General features: G+C 61.6%; 12 protein-coding genes and 1 pseudogene. 5 read left to right on the forward strand and 8 right to left on the reverse strand.

The window, feature by feature from the left end:
* Nucleotides 1–16 precede the first annotated feature (16 nt).
* The 4 genes from GN234_RS15455 to GN234_RS15470 all read left to right on the forward strand — a co-directional run bounded on the left by GN234_RS15455 (nucleotide 17) and on the right by GN234_RS15470 (nucleotide 5,282).
* A complete protein-coding gene (locus tag GN234_RS15455) occupies nucleotides 17–1,555 on the forward strand; it encodes an HDOD domain-containing protein (protein WP_116834039.1) in 1,539 nt (512 codons plus the stop codon).
* A gap of 42 nt (nucleotides 1,556–1,597) precedes the next feature.
* Complete coding sequence (locus GN234_RS15460; RefSeq protein WP_109752154.1) at nucleotides 1,598–2,413, forward strand: rhodanese-like domain-containing protein; 816 nt, start codon at nucleotides 1,598–1,600, stop codon at nucleotides 2,411–2,413.
* A gap of 19 nt (nucleotides 2,414–2,432) precedes the next feature.
* Nucleotides 2,433–3,293, forward strand: a complete 861-nt coding sequence (asd, locus tag GN234_RS15465; protein ID WP_109752153.1) for an archaetidylserine decarboxylase — start codon at nucleotides 2,433–2,435, stop codon at nucleotides 3,291–3,293.
* 228 nt (nucleotides 3,294–3,521) lie between these two features.
* Complete coding sequence (locus tag GN234_RS15470; RefSeq protein ID WP_109752152.1) at nucleotides 3,522–5,282, forward strand: molecular chaperone; 1,761 nt, start codon at nucleotides 3,522–3,524, stop codon at nucleotides 5,280–5,282.
* Nucleotides 5,283–5,468: 186 nt separating this feature from the next.
* Here the strand turns inward: GN234_RS15470 and serB are convergent, their stop codons facing one another.
* Nucleotides 5,469–6,683, reverse strand: coding sequence for a phosphoserine phosphatase SerB (serB, locus tag GN234_RS15475; RefSeq protein WP_003197189.1), 1,215 nt, complete (start codon nucleotides 6,681–6,683; stop codon nucleotides 5,469–5,471).
* 133 nt (nucleotides 6,684–6,816) lie between these two features.
* Between serB and GN234_RS15480 the strand changes: the two genes are divergently transcribed.
* Nucleotides 6,817–8,334 carry an AhpA/YtjB family protein gene (locus GN234_RS15480; RefSeq protein WP_109752151.1) on the forward strand — a complete coding sequence of 506 codons (1,518 nt, stop codon included), beginning with the start codon at nucleotides 6,817–6,819 and terminating at the stop codon, nucleotides 8,332–8,334.
* A gap of 236 nt (nucleotides 8,335–8,570) precedes the next feature.
* On the opposite strand, the gene GN234_RS15485 is transcribed toward GN234_RS15480, so the two are convergent.
* The 7 genes and pseudogenes from GN234_RS15485 to GN234_RS15515 all read right to left on the reverse strand — a co-directional run bounded on the left by GN234_RS15485 (nucleotide 8,571) and on the right by GN234_RS15515 (nucleotide 17,317).
* A complete protein-coding gene (locus GN234_RS15485) occupies nucleotides 8,571–9,275 on the reverse strand; it encodes a PqiC family protein (protein WP_176688729.1) in 705 nt (234 codons plus the stop codon).
* Between the two features lie 179 nt (nucleotides 9,276–9,454).
* Complete coding sequence (gene parC, locus GN234_RS15490; RefSeq protein WP_116834037.1) at nucleotides 9,455–11,719, reverse strand: DNA topoisomerase IV subunit A; 2,265 nt, start codon at nucleotides 11,717–11,719, stop codon at nucleotides 9,455–9,457.
* A gap of 10 nt (nucleotides 11,720–11,729) precedes the next feature.
* A complete protein-coding gene (locus GN234_RS15495; RefSeq protein WP_109752147.1) occupies nucleotides 11,730–12,251 on the reverse strand; it encodes a retropepsin-like aspartic protease family protein in 522 nt (173 codons plus the stop codon).
* Complete coding sequence (locus GN234_RS15500; protein ID WP_109752146.1) at nucleotides 12,248–13,234, reverse strand: esterase-like activity of phytase family protein; 987 nt, start codon at nucleotides 13,232–13,234, stop codon at nucleotides 12,248–12,250. Before GN234_RS15500 ends, GN234_RS15495 begins: the two co-directional genes overlap by 4 nt.
* Nucleotides 13,234–15,138 (reverse strand): DNA topoisomerase IV subunit B, encoded by a 1,905-nt coding sequence (gene parE / locus GN234_RS15505; protein ID WP_116834034.1) that lies wholly within the window; start codon nucleotides 15,136–15,138, stop codon nucleotides 13,234–13,236. Before parE ends, GN234_RS15500 begins: the two co-directional genes overlap by 1 nt.
* A 42-nt stretch (nucleotides 15,139–15,180) precedes the next feature.
* Nucleotides 15,181–15,789, reverse strand: coding sequence for a YqiA/YcfP family alpha/beta fold hydrolase (locus tag GN234_RS15510; RefSeq protein WP_116834033.1), 609 nt, complete (start codon nucleotides 15,787–15,789; stop codon nucleotides 15,181–15,183).
* Nucleotides 15,790–16,016: 227 nt separating this feature from the next.
* Nucleotides 16,017–17,317, reverse strand: a pseudogene (locus tag GN234_RS15515) (IS4 family transposase).
* Between the last annotated feature and the right edge of the window lie 183 nt (nucleotides 17,318–17,500).

Genomic DNA, 17,500 nt, shown 5'->3' on the forward strand with positions numbered 1-17,500 from the left:
ATGATCACGTCCAGCCATGACTAACGAAACTAAGGTTCCAACGCCGCGACCGACCACGCTCGAAGGCTGGGTAAAGCTGCTGGACGGCGTGCACCTACCAGTGCCCCAGGCCAGTCATGACTTGGTCTGCAAGGCCATTGCCGACAGCCGCCGCTCGTTGCGCGACATCGCCGAACTGATGCAGGACAGCCCGGCCCTGGCCCTGAGCGTCATCCGCGAGGCCAACCATCACACCCATGGCAGCCTTGCAGAACCGGCGGAAAATCTCGAAGTAGCCATCAACCGTCTCGGCCTCAAGCGCACCGAGGAACTGCTCGCTCGCTTGCCGTCGTTGCCGGGGCAAGAAATCCCCGTTGCCTTGCGCCAGCTGCAATTGATCAGCCAGCACGCCACGCAACAGGCCAATGGCTTTTTTGCCAGCCGCCTGGCGCGACTGTGGCAGGACATACACTGGGGCAGCCTGTTGTTTCTGTCGCCGCTCTGGCCCCTGGCACTGACTCACCCGCGGTTGCTGGGGGAGTGGGAGTTGCGGGTCGTCCATAAAGGTGAGCCCGCGAGCAAGGTCGAGCGCGAATTGTTCGGCGTCAGCCTGCTGAAGATCTGCCTGGCGCTGGTAGAAACCTGGCGCTTGCCGATCTGGGTGATGCAGGGCTATCGCCTGCTGCTCAATGAACGCCGCGAGCTGGTAAGAGTGCTGCGCATCGCCCGGGACAGCGAACACCCACTGCGCCAACAGAATCGCCTGGACGATGACCCGACGCTGCGGCGCTGGCTCAATCAACCGGCCAATACCGTATTGCTGGCCAACGGCCTGGCACTTTCAGCGCAACAGGCCTGGGACAGCCCCCACATTGTCCGCTGGCAATACCTCACCAGTTTGTATCTGCAGATGCCGATGGATGAGGTCCAGCAACAACTGCACCAACAAGCTGTCACCAGCGCCCGTCATGACGCCATGCCGGACCTCTGGCACCCGGCCGTGGCGTTGCTCTGGCCCTGGGACAGCCGTCGCATCCACCCCGGATTGCTCCCCCCCGCCCCACCCAGCGCCGAAGACCTGAGCCAGTGGCGCAAGCAATGCTCCGCACTGTTGGTGGAACCGAGCCCCTTTCGCAATGCCATGCACTTGACCACCTCGGCACGGGACGTGTTGGTGGCCTGTGGCATGCGTCGGGTGATGATCCTGATGGCCGACCGCAGCCAGGCCAGCGTGCGCGTACACCAGACCGCCGGCCTGCCGAAAGAAGCCGCGGCCATGAGTTTTACCATCAGCCAGAGCAAGATATTGCAGCGGTTGCTGGCCCAGCAGGCCCAGGTTCGCCTGAACCCGGACAACAATGCGCAGTTTTCGGCTCTGCTGCCACCGGGCCTGCGCAGCCTGTTCCGGGGTGAGCACCTGCTGTTGCGCTCACTGACCTGCAATGGCCGAGTCATCATGCTGGTGGCGGTGGACCAGGGCGGCGGGCCGTTCTCGGACGTGACCGTGCAAGCCTTCGGCAAAACCGTGCAATGCATCGAACGGGCCCTGCATACCTTTACCAACCGCGGCCGCTGAACTTGCTACAATCCTTTCCCTTTGCGCCCCTGGAGACCTCACATGCCTGACTTCTCTGGCTTGCCACTGGTGATCGAGCCGAGCGAACTGCTACCGCGCCTCGACGCCCGCGAACTGATTCTGGTGGACCTGACCAGCGCCGCCCGCTACAGCACCGGGCATATTCCCGGTGCACGCTTCGTCGATCCCAAACGCACCCAGCTCGGCCAGCCGCCAGCCCCGGGCCTGCTGCCAGCCAAAGCCGACCTCGAAGCACTGTTCGGCGAGCTCGGGCATAACCCGGATGCGGTCTACGTGGTCTACGACGATGAAGGCGGCGGCTGGGCCGGGCGTTTTATCTGGCTGTTGGACGTGATCGGTCACTCGAACTACCACTACCTCGACGGCGGCTTGCTGTCGTGGCTGGCCGAAGGCCTGCCGGTGTCCGTCGACGTCCCTGCACCAGTTGCAGGCCCGGTCAGCCTGACACTGCACGATGCTCCCACCGCTACCCGCGAGTATCTGCAAAGCCGTCTCGGCGCTGCCGACCTGGCCATCTGGGACGCTCGCGGCCCGCTGGAGTATTCCGGCGAGAAAGTCGTCGCAGCCCGAGGCGGGCACATTCCCGGAGCGGTCAATTTCGAATGGACTGCTGGCATGGACCAGGAGCGCAACCTGCGCATCCGCAAGGACATGCCGCAAATCCTCGAACAATTGGGCATCACGCCCGACAAAGAAATCATCACCCACTGCCAGACTCACCACCGCTCCGGCTTCACCTACCTGGTGGCCAAGGCGCTCGGTTATCCACGAGTCAAAGGCTATGCCGGTTCCTGGGGTGAATGGGGCAACCACCCCGATACCCCCATCGAGCTTTGAAGGTTCTTAAGGACAGTTAATGAAAAACCGTTTGTTCATCCTCACTCAATACCTGCTGCCCCACCACCTGCTGTCGCGGCTGGCCGGCTGCATTGCCGAATGCCGCGTGCGCTGGTTCAAGAACGCCTTCACCGCGTGGTTTGCCAAGCGCTACCAAGTGGACATGTCCCAGGCCCTGGTGGAAGACCTGACGGCGTACGAGCACTTCAACGCCTTCTTCACCCGCGCCCTGAAAGACGGTGCGCGTCCGCTGGACCCAACCCCGGGCGCCATCCTCAGCCCCGCCGACGGTGCCGTCAGCCAGCTCGGCCCGATCGAGCACGGCCGGGTATTCCAGGCCAAGGGCCACAGCTTCAGCGTACTGGAGCTACTGGGCGGCGATGCAGCCAACGCGGCGCCGTTCATGGGCGGCGATTTTGCCACCATCTATCTTTCCCCCAAGGACTACCACCGCGTGCACATGCCGCTGGCCGGCACCCTGCGGGAGATGGTTTATATCCCAGGACGAATTTTCTCGGTCAACCAGACCACCGCCGAAAACGTTCCAGAACTGTTTGCTCGTAACGAACGCGTGGCGTGCATTTTCGACACCGAACGCGGGCCGATGGCCGTGGTGCTGGTGGGCGCGATGATCGTGGCGTCCATCGAAACCGTCTGGGCCGGCCTGGTGACACCGCCCAAGCGCGAACTCAAGACTTTCCGCTACGACGAAGTCGCCCGTGCGCCGATCCACCTGGAAAAAGGCGCCGAACTGGGCCGCTTCAAGCTGGGTTCGACCGCCATCGTGCTGTTTGGTCCGGATCAAGTGAAATGGGCCGAGGAACTGGTGGCCGGTTCGCCCGTGCAGATGGGTCAAGGCCTGGCACTGCCAAAAGCCTGATTCATGCCAGCCCTTTGAAGCAGGCCTATACCTATAGAAGTAGGCCTGTGGCGCAAGGCTTGTGGGAGCAAGGCTTGCCCGCGATGAACGATAACGCGGTCTAAAAATCGCGGCACCTGCATCGCGAGCAAGCTTTGCTCCCACAACACATTCAGGACAACACGCCTGCCTCTCAGCTGCTAGAGTTGGAAACATCCCTTTCATTTCCCGCCGGAGCCCGACCACGGCATGAATGAGACCAGCCCTCTCCAGCTATTGCGCGTCCAGCCCCCAACGCAATCACGCCTGTCGTTCTGCGATGCCACGCCACGGGACCTCAAGCGCTGGATCGCCAACCTGCCCAAGGCCAACATCGGCGAAACCGCCCGCCTGTTGTACCAGGCCCTTGGTGAACTCAACCAACTGCTCACGCCCAGCGACAATCGACTGCAACTGCTCGAGCTGCTGCGGCCCGAGGTGTATTACGTCTGCAAGCACCTGGAGCGGCACTTCCTGCAACAGGCCATCGTGCTGGATGAGCGCTCGCGCAAGATCGTCAACCTGTGCCAGGCCCTGCAAACCCAACTGGCGATGGGCTACAAACAGATCGTGGCGCGTATCGCCTCGAAATACACCAAGGATCGGGCTCGCCTACTGAGCACCGCGCTGCAACGGGCGATACATGCCCTCAACGGCCCGCTGCTGCGCGCCAGCCAGCTGTACAGCCCAGTACCTGAAGGGCTATGGCTCGATTTGCATCAGCTGTACCGGATCGCTTGCCTGCACCGCTTGCAGCACCTGAGCGTGAGTGATGACCTGGCCAGCCAGGTTCATCAATTGAACGCCGAGCAAACCTATGTCGTCGCCCTGCTGCTGGGCGCGTCACGCAGCAATCAACTGCGCCAGAGCCAGATCGGGCGACTGACCCAAGTGCTCGAATCCTGGAGCCAGTGGGTCAAGCTGGACCCTGCCACCGCTGCCAGCAGCCTGTTCGCGGTCGCGCCGGAGCTGGATGTCGGGCCGCGCTACCGCTCCAAGTTCCGAGCCGAACAGCAGCCGACCTTGCAGGGCTTCGATCCCCAGCCCCTGGTGCGTGCAATCGCCACTCACCTGGAACAACCTGCCGAGAACAACCTGCCAGTACCTGGCGGCATGAGCGTCGACACCTTGCATCACCTGCAAGCGGCCTGGGGCGAAGCGGCCGAACGCAGCTTCCAGCGCACCGAGGGCAACGGCACGCTGACCCTGTGCGTGGGCATGAGTGCGCTGCACTACTACCTCGGCGGCGAGCGCTCTTTCAACGAAATCCTGAAAAGCCCCACCACCCGCAAAGCCCGCTTCGAAGCCTCGCCGAGCAAGACAAACGACGCCTGGAAGCAGGCCTTCGACGCCGCCCCCGCCGGTGACAGCGACCTGCTGCCCTATGAAGAAATCGAGTACCCGGTCAACCCGGCCGATGACGACGGCACCAGCTCCGACAATCAGCACCACTTTCCCACCTACGACCTGCCGATCATCAACCACAGCCCTGGCGGTTATTGCCTCGGTTGGCCCAAGGAAGTGCCGGAACAGCTTCAAGCCGGTGAAATGATCGGCATTCGAGACAGCAGTGACCAAGCCTGGAGCGTTGCCGTGGTGCGCTGGATCCGACAAGTGCGCAACGGCGCCATGCAGATGGGCATCGAACTGGTCGCACCCCATGCCCAGCCTTGTGGGCTGCAACTGGTCCGGGAAGAGAACGAGCACGGTCACTACCTGCGCGGCTTGTTACTGCCCGAGATCAGCGCCATCGACCTGCCTCCCACCATGATCGCCCCACGCCTGCCGTTCCAGGAGGGCCAGCGTGTACTGATCAACACCAACGGCCAGGAACGCCGCGCCGGCCTGGACCGCCGGGTGACCAGTACCCACAGCTTCAACCAGTTTTCCTATCACCCGGAAGACTCAGCCGAGACTGAGGGTGGCGGCGACCAAGAGGGGAATTTTGATTCGTTGTGGAAGTCGCTCTAAACAGCGCATAGCCCCCCTGTGGCGAGGGAGCTTGCTCCCGCTGGGGCGCGTAGCGGCCCTAAACCTGAGACCGAGGAGTGTCAGGTTGGCCGCCTTGGGCCTGCTGCGCAGGCCAGCGGGAGCAAGCTCCCTCGCCACAAAGTGCGTGCCTCCCCCAGAGTCGGCGTATTGCTCAAAGCATGTTACTTAGAGCTGCCCGTCACGATCCCTGAAACCCAGCAGGTACAACACCCCATCCAGCCCCAGGGTTGAAATCGCCTGCCTGGCCGACTGCTTGACCAGCGGCTTGGCGCGGAACGCCACGCCCAGGCCGGCGATCGCCAGCATCGGCAAGTCGTTGGCGCCGTCTCCCACGGCGATGGTCTGCTCCAGGCGCAAGCCTTCCTTTTCAGCCAGCTCTCGCAGCAGGTCCGCCTTGCGCTGGGCATCGACGATCGGCTCCACGGCCACGCCGGTCACCTTGCCATCCACCACTTCCAATTCGTTGGCGAATACGTAGTCGATACCGAGCTTGGCCTGCAATTGCTTGGCGAAGTAGGTGAAGCCGCCGGACAGGATGGCGGTCTTGTAACCCAGGCGCTTGAGTTCAGCGAACAGGGTCTCGGCACCTTCGGTCAGGCGCAGGGAAGCGCCGATGGAATCCAGCACACTGACGTCCAGCCCCTTGAGCAGCGCCAGGCGCTCCTTGAAGCTGGCGCGGAAGTCCAGCTCGCCGGCCATGGCTCGTTCGGTGATGGCCGAAACCTTGTCGCCGACGCCGGCCGCCTTGGCCAGTTCATCGATGACTTCGGCCTCGATCAGCGTCGAATCCATGTCGAACACCGCCAGGCGGCGGTTACGACGGAACAGCGAATCTTCCTGGAAGGCGATGTCGACGTTCAGTTCCTGGGCCACGCTGAGGAACTCGGCACGCAACGCCTGGGGGTCAGCCGGCTCGCCACGCACGGAAAACTCAATGCAACCCTTGCCCTTGTCGTCCGGGGTGTCCAGCGGCATGCGCCCGGACAGTCGGTCGATATGGTCGATGTTCAGGTCATATTTGGCGGTGATCGAGCTGACGCGCTGCAATTGTTCGGCAGTGACCTTGCGGGTCAGCAGGGTAACGATGTGGCGCTTCTTGCCCTGGCCGGCCACCCAATGCCGGTAATCGTCCTCGGACACCGGGGTGAAGCGCACCTGTTGGTCGAGCTTGTAGGCGGTGAACAGGATGTCCTTGAGCACCGACTTGCCTTGTTCGGCGTCCGGAATTTCAACCAGGATGCCGAACGACAGCGTGTCGTGGATCACCGCCTGACCGATGTCGAGAATGTTCACACCACCCTGGGCCAGAACGCCGGTAATGGCCGCAGTCAGACCCGGACGGTCGCTGCCAGTGATGTTTATCAGGACGATTTCGCGCAAGGCGCACCCCCGCAGGTGGAAAAAAACCGCATTCTACCCACATTCAGTGACCATCGGGCACCGCCAGTGCTTTGCCGGTCATGGGGCTGTCGCTATACTGCGCGTCAATTTCACGGACAAAGAGCCGAGCTCAGTGAACCGGCCCACGCCAGTCAAAACCGACAACTTCTTCCTGCTGATCTTCCGTGCACTGCGTCACCGTCGTGTACCGATTGCATTGCGCATTGCCAGCCATAACGTGATCCTGGTCGCCCTGGCCCTGGTTATCTATGCCTGCGTGATGGGCTTGCAATTCAAGCAGGCGATGCACGAGCAGGCCGATGCCCTGGGTGAAAGCCTGACCACCCAGACCGCCACGTCCGCCACCGAGCTGCTGGTGTCCAACGACATCCTCAGCCTCAACGTGCTGCTCAACAACCTGACCAAGAACAAACTGGTGGCCCACGCCGCCATCTACAGCGTGGACAACCGCATCCTCGCCGAGGCCGGCCAACGGCCCAAGCCGGGCCTGCTGGGTGAGTCCGGCGGCATGTACCAGAGCAAGATCACCTTCCAGGACGTGACCGCCGGACAACTGCGCATCAGCCTGGACATGGACCAGTTCCAGCAACCGATGACCATCAGCCTGCAAAGCATGGGCATCCTCAGCGCGATACTGCTGGCCCTGGCTTTGGCCTTGAGTCTGCGCCTGGGGCGGCACATCTCCACGCCGCTGTTGCAATTGCGCGTCTGGCTGCGGGACATCGACGAACACACCCCTGCCACCCAGCGCCAGGATGAAATCGGCGACCTGGCCCGGCAACTGCACGCCAGCTTCGCGCCGGAACCCGAGCCCTTGCCGGAACCTGAAGACATCGACTACGTGGACGACGAGGACACTGAGCCGGGCTTCGAAGTGCGTAACCTGCGCGACCCGGGCTTTGATGAAAGCCAGCCGATGCCCGCCTCCAAACCGGCGCCACGCCACGTGGTGCGCACGGTGGAGGATGAGGAAGACGATGACGCCTTCGCCGACCTGCGTGACGAATCAGTCGATGGCGCACCTCAACCGCTCGCCAGGCCCGCTGCCTCGAACCTGCCCCAGCACAGTGCCGTGCTGGCCGTGCAACTGGGCGCCCAGGACCAACTGCGCCGCTTGCCCCAGGCCCGCCTGAAGGAACTGCTCGAACGCTACCGCGACTGCCTCGACCAGGCCGCCTCGCTTTATCAGGGTGAACTGCACACCCTGAACGACGGCAGCACGCTGATGCTGTTCCACACCGAAGACAGCGGCGACGACTACCTGACCAACGCCATTTGCTGCGGTGAGTTGCTGCGCGCCTTGGGCCACCAGTTGCAGATCGAAGTCGCCGACAGCGGCATCACCTTGCAACTGCAATTGGGCCTGACCTTGGGCGATGGTCTGTTCGGCCTGAGCCAGATCGACCTGCTGCTGACCGAAACCGCCCAGGACGCCCTGGCGTTGTCGCAACACAGCCGCAACCTGCTGCTGGTGGAACGCAAGATCAACGACGACGCCCTGATCCGCCAGCGCGCCCGCATCCGCCCCATCGCCAGCCCCGAAGGCGCGTGCTGCGTGGAGCGCTTGATGGAGCCTTATCCATCGTTGCTGGAGCGGCAACTGGCGCGGATGCATGAGCGCCAGGCCTGAGTCCCGGTACTTGAAGTAACGAAGCCCGCAGATGAGTGATTGTCTGCGGGCTTTTTGTTGTCCTCAGCGCCGCCATCGCGAGCAGGCTCGCTCCCACATTGGGTCTGTGGCTTGCAGAGCTCCCCTGTGGGAGCGAGCCTGCTCGCGATGAGGCCGGTACAGACACTGAAGAACCAACCCGCAGAAACAACAAAGCCCGCATCAATGCGGGCTTCGCTTTGCATCCAGGCCTAGCGTCAGAACCTGAACACTTCCATGTCCGTACGAATCGGCAAGGCCATGGGAATCTTGTCCTTTTCCTTTTCCATCGGCTTGGCTGGGGCTGGAGCGGGCTTGCGTGGCACTTCGGCGACAGGCGGCTGGTTGGCCAGGGGCTTGAGCGATACAGACAGTTGTTCGGCCAGGCGTTGCAGGAGCACGCCTTGAGCCTGGACCTGCGCGGCGGTGGTGCCGGCATGTTGCTCTTGCAGATGAACGATGCGGTTCTCACGCACCTTGCCACGACGGTCGATCAACCGCCATTGGGCATCGAGCACTGCCGGTTGCGCTTTACCCGAGTCCAGGCGAGTAATCGACAGCAGCACCTGCACATCCGGGGTGAAGCCCTGGGTCGCAGGCGCCAGTACCACACGCTGGCTGTCCAGGTGCCCGGCGACCTGACGCAACAGCAATTGATCGATGTCGGAAGACAGGCTGCCAGCCCAGCGTCCGTCGGTGGCGGCCTGCAGGCTACCGTCCGGTTGGCGTTGCAATAAGGTTTCGCGTTGCAGGTAATCGGCGATCAGGACCGGCCCCAGCAATACTGCCATGCCTGTGCTTTGCGCAGGCTGGGCCGGGGTTCCGCTGTCCAGTTGGTACAGCGACACCGGCTGGTTCATGCTGCAACCCGCCAGGCCAAGCAGGCCGGCGAGCCACAAAATAGGAAGGCGCAGAGCAGTCATCGTTCCGTCCAGGTGGCAGCCACAAGGCTTGCCACAGTGAAAAAATACTCGGTCATTATGAAGAACGCTCGGCCACGCCGGCGCTTGAAAGGGCCTATCATCCGTGAATATGCGCCGCGACTCCAGCGCCAAAGCATCGATCTGCGGCTTTTAATCGCAGACCGAGCCCTCTAGCACGCCTAATTGAGGTTTTCGACGAGCAGTGCATCCACCCGCTGAAAACCTCTTGGAAGCTTGTTGCCTCGCCGCCCGCGCTCACCTTTGTAATGTTCAAGATCGTCTGCTTTCAACGAAAGCGTACGTTTTCCAGCCTGTAGCACAAGCGTGGCGCCTTCCGGTAACACTGCAATATCCGTGACATATTCCTCGCGACTGGCCACCCGTTCGCCGGAAATACCGATGATCTTGTTGCCCTTGCCTTTACCCAACTGAGGCAAGTCGCTGATTTTGAACACCAGCAAGCGACCTTCGGTCGTTACCGAAGCCAGCCAATTGTTCTCTCGATCGCTGACCGCCCTCGGGGCGATGACCTTGGCGTTGTTCGGCAGGCTCAACAACGCCTTGCCCGCCTTGTTCTTGGCTTGCAGGTCTTCACCCTTGACCACGAACCCATAACCCGCGTCCGATGCAATAACGTACAGCCCATCATCATCAGGCATCAGCACGCATTCAAAAGTTGCACCCGGCGGGGGCGTTAAACGACCGGTCAGCGGTTCGCCCTGGCCGCGAGCCGATGGCAGGGTGTGGGCCGGCACCGAATAACTGCGCCCGGTAGAATCGACGAACACCGCAAACTGGTTGGAACGCCCGGCCGCCAGCGCCTTGAAACCGTCCCCAGCCTTGTAGGAAAGCCCGGTAGCGTCAATATCATGACCCTTGGCCGAGCGCACCCAGCCTTTTTCCGACAGTACGACGGTCACTTTCTCGTTCGGTAGCAGGTCGTGCTCACTCAATGCCTTGGCTTCGGCGCGCTCAACGATTGGCGAACGACGATCATCACCATAAGTCTCGGCGTCCTTGAGCAGTTCAGTGCGCACCAGCTTCTTGAGTTTGGCTTCGCTGCCCAACAAGGCTTGCAACTTGGCTTGCTCCTTGAGCAGTTCATCCTGCTCGGCGCGCAGCTTCATCTCTTCCAACCGCGCCAATTGCCGCAGGCGGGTATCGAGGATGTAGTCGGCTTGGATTTCGCTCAGGGCAAAGCGCTCGATCAGGCTGGCCTTGGGGTGCTCCTCGGTGCGGATGATGTGGATCACTTCATCCAGATTCAGGTAGGCAATCAGCAAACCGTCCAACAGATGCAGGCGGCGCTCGACCTTGTCCAGGCGGAACTGCAGGCGCCGACGCACGGTCTTGACCCGGAACTCCAGCCATTCGACCAGCAATGCCCGCAGGTTCTTCAACTGCGGTTTGCCGTCCAGGCCGATGATGTTGATGTTGACCCGGTAGCTGGACTCAAGATCAGTGCTGGCGAACAGGTGCTGCATCAGCGCGTCGTGGTCGACCCGGCTGTTGACCGGAATGATCACGATGCGGCAGGGGTTTTCGTGGTCGGACTCATCGCGCAAATCGGCGACTTGTGGAGCTTTCGACGGTTTTGCCTGCATCATCGCCGCGATTTGCTCCAAGACCTTCGCCCCGGAGACTTGGTGCGGCAATGCCGTGACGATGATGTCGCCGTCTTCGATGTGGTACACGGCGCGCATGCGCACCGAACCGCGACCGGTCTCGTAGATTTTCAGCAGGTCGGCGCGCGGCGTGATGATTTCCGCTTCGGTCGGGTAATCCGGGCCCTGGATGTGTTCGCAGAGTTGTTCCACCGTGGCTTTCGGTTCATCCAGCAGACGCACGCAGGCCGTGGCCACTTCCCGCAGGTTGTGGGGAGGTACGTCAGTGGCCATGCCCACGGCAATGCCGGTGGTGCCATTGAGGAGAATATTCGGCAAACGTGCAGGCAATACGAGGGGTTCTTCAAGGGTGCCGTCAAAGTTCGGGCCCCAGTCCGCCGTACCTTGGCCCAGTTCGCTGAGCAGAACCTCGGAATAACGCGACAGCCGCGCCTCGGTGTAACGCATGGCAGCGAAGGACTTGGGATCGTCCGGCGCACCCCAGTTACCCTGCCCGTCCACCAGCGTGTAGCGATAGCTGAACGGCTGGGCCATCAGCACCATGGCTTCATAGCAGGCCGAGTCGCCGTGGGGGTGGAACTTACCGAGCACGTCACCGACGGTCCGCGCCGATTTCTTGTGCTTGGAATCGGCATCCAGCCCCAGCTCACTCATGGCATAGATGATCCGCCGCTGGACCGGCTTCAGACCGTCGCCAATGTGCGGCAAGGCGCGGTCCATGATCACGTACATGGAGTAATTGAGGTAGGCACTTTCGGTGAAGTCAGCCAGCGATCGGCGTTCTACGCCGTCTAAGCTGTCTGCAAGAATGTCGCTCATGCGGGCCTCATCAGTTCGTTGTCTGGCGCAGCAGCATGGTGCCGTCGCGCTGGGTAAATTCAAGTTTGTTCAGGGCGCTCATGCCCAGCAGCACTTGCGTGCCACCCAGGCCTGGCGCCACCAGGGCACGGACATCGCGCAAGACGATGTCGCCCAATTGCAGCCGGTCGACGCGGGTACGGTAGCCCTCGCTCACACCGTTGGCGGTGCTCAAGGTCACGCCGAAACCCTTTTCCAGCTTGAGGCGCTCGGCCAACTCCATCGGAATCGCCACGTCGGTGGCTCCGGTGTCGAGCATGAAGTCCACCGGCTGACCGTTGATCTGGCCGCTGGCGACGAAATGCCCCTGTTGATTGCCGACCAGCTTCACCTCGATAAAACCTTCACCTCTTTGCGAGTACACCTGGGTATTGGGGTTTTGCTGGCGCTGTTCCCATTGGGCAAAAAACCGCGTCGCCAGAAACAGCGCCGCGCACCAGGCCAATATCATCAACACCCGGCCAGCACGCTTGCCCGGCGGCTGCTGACTCATGGCGAGGCGCCCCAACCACCGTCCGGCGCGGCAAAGCGCCAGATGATCGGCCGCGTTTCGCCGTCGGCGCGAGCACCATCGTTGTTGTCCAGGCCGATCCAGGCGCCCTCGGCGTCCACTACCAGCGCTTCGGCCAGGCCATAGGCCTGCGCGTAACGACGATTATCCAGCAACGCCTCGGCGGCGAACGACCAGCAGCGCTCCACTTGGGCGGTCTGCGAGTCACGCCGGCAGATCTGAAAGGCGTTGCGCTCCAAGGTAAACAGCTTGCCATTGAACAGTGACAGATCGGCGAAATCACGTGGAACCGCCTTGGCCTTGGGGAACTGCGCTGGCTGCATCTCCAGCCCCGCTTCGCTCAGCAATACACAATTGCCATCGCAGTCCCACACCGTCTGCTTGCGCTTGATCAGCAACAGGCCGCGACTTTCGCGCTCGGCCGCCAGCCACAATTGATCGCCAGCCGGGTTGATCGCCAGGCCTTCGAACAGGGCATTGAAATGCAGCAACATGCCACTGGCACGGGCCTGGCGGATCAGCGTCGGGGCGATTTTCAACCACGACGCAGGTCCCGATGGCGGCACCTGCAACACCGCGGCATGGGACTCACTGACCACATAGCGATTGCCAGCACTGTCGCAGCTGATGCCTTCGAAATCCAGCTCGCCACCGCGCAGGAACGACGCCGCCCAGGTGCGGGATTTCAAGCCCCAGGGAAAACCGCTGTCCGGCACCTCAGGCACCTCGATATCGACCACTTGCGCCGGCCAGACTGGTGCCTCGGAGGGTGTGAGGCGGTAGATCCGATCATCGTCGCGATCAGACACCGTCCACATTTCACTGCCGCACAGGGCCAGCCCGGACAGATTGCCACCGCGCATGCCCTCGACGACGTGCTCGGACAGCAACTTCAGTTCCGGCGCCGGTCCTGCGACCACAACCCCCGCCCACAGCAATAACGCCAGGGCGAAACCGTTGCGCATCAGGCCAGCACCTCGGCCAGGTCCCCTTTGGATTCGAGCCAGGACTTGCGATCACCGGCGCGCTTCTTCGCCAGCAACATGTCCATCATTTCCGAAGTCGCTTCGAAATCATCCAGGGTCAACTGCACCAGGCGGCGAGTGTTCGGATCCATGGTGGTTTCGCGCAGTTGCGGCGGGTTCATTTCGCCCAAGCCTTTGAATCGGGTGACCTGCGGCTTGCCACGTTTCTTCTCGGCCACCAGACGATCGAGGATGCCGTCACGCTCGGCTTCGTCCAGGGCGTAGTAGATTTCCTTGCCCAGGTCGATCCGATACAGCGGCGGCATTGCGACGTAGACGTGGCCGGCATCCACCAGTGGGCGAAAATGCTGGACGAACAAGGCGCAGAGCAACGTGGCGATGTGCAGGCCGTCGGAGTCGGCGTCGGCGAGGATGCAGATCTTGCCGTAGCGTAGCTGGCTCATGTCCTCGGCGCCCGGATCGACACCGATGGCCACTGCGATGTTATGCACTTCCTGGCTGGCCAGCACTTCGCTGCCGTCCACTTCCCAGGTGTTGAGGATCTTGCCCCGCAGCGGCAGTATCGCCTGGAACTCTTTGTCCCGCGCCTGCTTGGCCGAACCACCGGCGGAGTCACCTTCCACCAGGAACAGCTCGGAACGCATCGGGTCCTGCCCGGCGCAATCGGCGAGCTTGCCCGGCAGCGCCGGCCCTTGGGTGATGCGCTTGCGCTCGACCTTCTTGCTCGCCTTGAGGCGCCGGCCGGCGTTGTTGATCGCCAGTTCCGCCAGGGCCAAACCGGTTTCCGGGTTGGCGTTGAGCCACAGGCTGAACGCGTCCTTGACCACGCCGGAAACAAACGCCGCCGCTTCGCGGGACGACAGGCGCTCCTTGGTCTGGCCGGAGAATTGCGGTTCCTGCATCTTCATCGACAGGACAAAGGCGATGCGTTCCCAGACGTCTTCCGGCGCCAGCTTCACACCACGGGGCAGCAGGTTGCGGAACTCGCAGAACTCGCGCATGGCATCGAGCAAACCCTGGCGCAACCCGTTGACATGGGTGCCGCCCTGGGCCGTGGGGATCAGGTTGACGTAGCTTTCCTGGACGCTTTCGCCACCTTCAGGCAGCCACAACAGCGCCCAGTCCACCGCTTCCTTGTTACCGGCCAGGCTGCCGCAGAACGGCTCGTTGGGCAGGCGTTCGAAATCGTTGACCGCGTCCACCAGATAAGAACGCAGGCCGTCTTCGTAATGCCACTCGACTTTCTCTCCACTGGCCTTGTCCTCGAAACTGACCAACAGCCCCGGACACAACACCGCCTTGGCCTTGAGCACGTGCTTGAGGCGGCTGACGGAGAATTTTGGCGAATCGAAATACTTCGGATCCGGGGCGAAATACACGCTGGTCCCGGTGTTGCGCTTGCCGACGGTGCCGACCACTTCCAGCTCGGTGGCCTTGTAGCCGTCGGCGAAGGTCATCTGGTATTCGTTGCCATCACGCTTGACCCGCACCCGCACCTGAGTCGACAAGGCGTTGACCACAGAAATACCCACCCCGTGCAGACCGCCGGAGAACTGGTAGTTCTTGTTGGAAAACTTGCCGCCGGCGTGGAGCTTGGTGAGGATCAGCTCGACGCCCGAAACACCCTCTTCAGGGTGAATGTCCACCGGCATGCCGCGACCGTCATCGCTGACTTCCAGCGAGTGATCGGCGTGCAGGATGACCTGCACCGACTTCGCATGCCCGGCCAAGGCTTCGTCGACACTGTTGTCGATGACTTCCTGGGCGAGGTGGTTCGGCCGACTGGTGTCGGTGTACATGCCGGGGCGCTTGCGCACCGGGTCGAGGCCCGAGAGGACTTCGATGGCGTCTGCGTTATAGGAGCTAGCGCTGGGAGTGGCCATGGGGTCTCGTCGTCAGTGTTCAATGAAAAAGGGGCGATGGGCTCACAGCGACGTGAAGTCGATCGCCTGGTACAAATCGGCGCCAATGCCGGCAAAACTCAACAGCGCCGGCAACTGCTGGGCAAACCCTTGGAAACTGTGGTCGCCGCCGGCCTGGATGCGCAAGGCACAGGCGCGGTAATACTGCTGGGCGTGGCGATAATCCAGCGTTTCGTCACCGGTTTGCAACCATACCTGAAACCGCTGCGGATCCCGGGGCGCCGGCACTTCCAGTTCGGCCAAGGCCGTGACGTGGTCGTGGGTCAATTCCCAGGTTTCGTCGGTGTACAAATTCTTCTGCGTGCCCAGGTAACCGTCAAACATCCGATGGGGGCTGACGGCAGGGTTGATCAACAGGGCCTTGAGGCCGTGGCGCTCGGCCAAGTGAGTCGCATAGTAGCCGCCGAGCGAGCTGCCGACCAGCAGCGGCCGTCCCAGTTGTGTAATCGCCTGCTCCAGCTGACCGATGGCCTGGCGGGGGTGGTGGTGCAAGGCGGGCACCTGTAATTGGTCGCTCAGGCCGAGGCGGGCCATTACCTCGGTCAACTGACAGGCCTTGGTCGACGCTGGGGCGCTGTTGAAGCCATGGATATAGAGGATTGAACCCGACATTGCCGACTCCCTGGGTGTTGGGCAAAGGCCGGAGTTTACAGGGAGTTTGTGGGGGTTTGGGGGATTTGACTGTCTTGTTGTTGCCGATGATCAGTTGATCACGGTGCCTGTGGGAGCAAAGCTTGCTCGCGAGGCGGCCTTATAGCCGGCCGGGATTTTGTTGATTGAGTACATATCCATTGCTGCGGTAACGGCGACTTATGGTTCCGCTCTTACAGCCATCCCTTTCAAGGTCTTTTAGTTTTGGCGGCCTTGATTACTCGGTCCGTTGAAACATGTGCATGCACCGCAGTGCCTTGTACCCATGTTTTGGGTTTAGGCACCTTGGGGCCCCGGGGATTTTTCGCAACTTGTTTTGGTTGGATGTTTCTGGCCAGTTCCAACAAGCGCTGGGCCAGTTTTTCCAGAGGTATGACGGGAAAACATTCCGAGGGCAGCGCAATTTGCAGGCCTTCATAACCACTCCGGACCTGAACCGCCAAGTGATAGGTTGAGGCTTCCCAGCCGTCAGGCTGGGAAGCCTGATGGGCTTGCTCGACGCTTCGTTTGAGTACGGCCAGGACGTTGTAGGCCAACACCGCAGTAGTGAACCCGAGCAATGCAGCCTTTGGGCTACCAAGGGTTTCGATTTCACTTTCCAGGATTGTTTCCAGTCGCTGGAACATGCCTTCAATGCTCCAGCGGCGGCGATAGAGTTCCGCGATCTGCTGCGCGCTGACGCCTTCAGGCAGGTTGCTCCAGAACATCAAGCTGCTGTCACCCGAGTCTGTTGGCGAATGAAGCGTCAGTTCGACACGCCGACACTGATAACCGCCTCTGACCTGAATGATCTGCTCACGCACAGTGCCCGCGTCCACAGGCACGGGTTCTTGCCAATGACCCTCTTGAATCAAGCGTGGATGCTTGGCTTGTTGACGAATGACAAAGGAGGTTTGGACCTGTTCGCAAGCCTCCATGACCGGGAGCGTGCAATAGAGTCGATCAGCCAGCCACACCTGGCCCGGCTCGGCATTGGCCAATAGAGGCAGCACACAAACACGCTCGCTTGCGTAGGCATCTTCACATGCCTGCAGGTCGATGACTTGATCCAGGTCGGGGTCGTAGACAACCACCGAAAACCCGGGCCGAGCGGCGCCGCGCTCGTGGCGTAAAGCCCCCAGTCGTTTCTCAGTGGATGCCAAGTGATTACCGTCCACCACCCGAACCTGCCAACCCGACAACATCGTCGTGCAACCCAACTCCTGATGGTTGGAGCCAGGCGCTGCGCACAGCCCGTGACCAGGGCGCGCAACAAAGCTGGCTCGGTACGACTGATCTTGTCGTAGAGGGCCGCCAGGCTGACAGGAAGATCTTCCAGTTGCCGCGCGGCGGCGTGAAGGGACGGCTTCAAGCCCAATGAAACAAGGGACATCAGCTTGATGATGGTCGAGAACAGTAGCTCACGAGAATACTGCCGTTGCCGATGTTCTTCGAAGACCTGATCGACCCACTCAGGGGCAATAGCGTGCTCCAACGCCAATTTGGCCATAACGCTGGCAGGTGCTTTTTTCTCGAAACGCTCCAGAACATCGGCCCACATCGTTCGGGTATCCCTGATAGAAACTTCAGGGGATTTTACCTAAGACCTTGAAAGGGATGGCTCTTACAGCGGGTCACTTTCGAAAAGCCCGGAAGCCGGCCCAGTCGAAAGTAACCAAAGCGCTCCTGCCCC

This window comes from Pseudomonas bijieensis (assembly GCF_013347965.1).
Lineage (GTDB): Bacteria > Pseudomonadota > Gammaproteobacteria > Pseudomonadales > Pseudomonadaceae > Aquipseudomonas > Aquipseudomonas bijieensis.

Bases quoted from the DNA above. Each gene is read 5' to 3' on its own strand.
- GN234_RS15455 (WP_116834039.1), top strand. From the start codon at position 17: ATGACTAACGAAACTAAGGTTCCAACGCCGCGACCGACCACGCTCGAA.
- GN234_RS15460 (WP_109752154.1), top strand. From the start codon at position 1,598: ATGCCTGACTTCTCTGGCTTGCCACTGGTGATCGAGCCGAGCGAACTG.
- asd (WP_109752153.1), top strand. From the start codon at position 2,433: ATGAAAAACCGTTTGTTCATCCTCACTCAATACCTGCTGCCCCACCAC.
- GN234_RS15470 (WP_109752152.1), top strand. From the start codon at position 3,522: ATGAATGAGACCAGCCCTCTCCAGCTATTGCGCGTCCAGCCCCCAACG.
- GN234_RS15485 (WP_176688729.1), bottom strand. From the start codon at position 9,275: ATGACTGCTCTGCGCCTTCCTATTTTGTGGCTCGCCGGCCTGCTTGGC.
- parC (WP_116834037.1), bottom strand. From the start codon at position 11,719: ATGAGCGACATTCTTGCAGACAGCTTAGACGGCGTAGAACGCCGATCG.
- GN234_RS15495 (WP_109752147.1), bottom strand. From the start codon at position 12,251: ATGAGTCAGCAGCCGCCGGGCAAGCGTGCTGGCCGGGTGTTGATGATA.
- GN234_RS15500 (WP_109752146.1), bottom strand. From the start codon at position 13,234: ATGCGCAACGGTTTCGCCCTGGCGTTATTGCTGTGGGCGGGGGTTGTG.
- parE (WP_116834034.1), bottom strand. From the start codon at position 15,138: ATGGCCACTCCCAGCGCTAGCTCCTATAACGCAGACGCCATCGAAGTC.
- GN234_RS15510 (WP_116834033.1), bottom strand. From the start codon at position 15,789: ATGTCGGGTTCAATCCTCTATATCCATGGCTTCAACAGCGCCCCAGCG.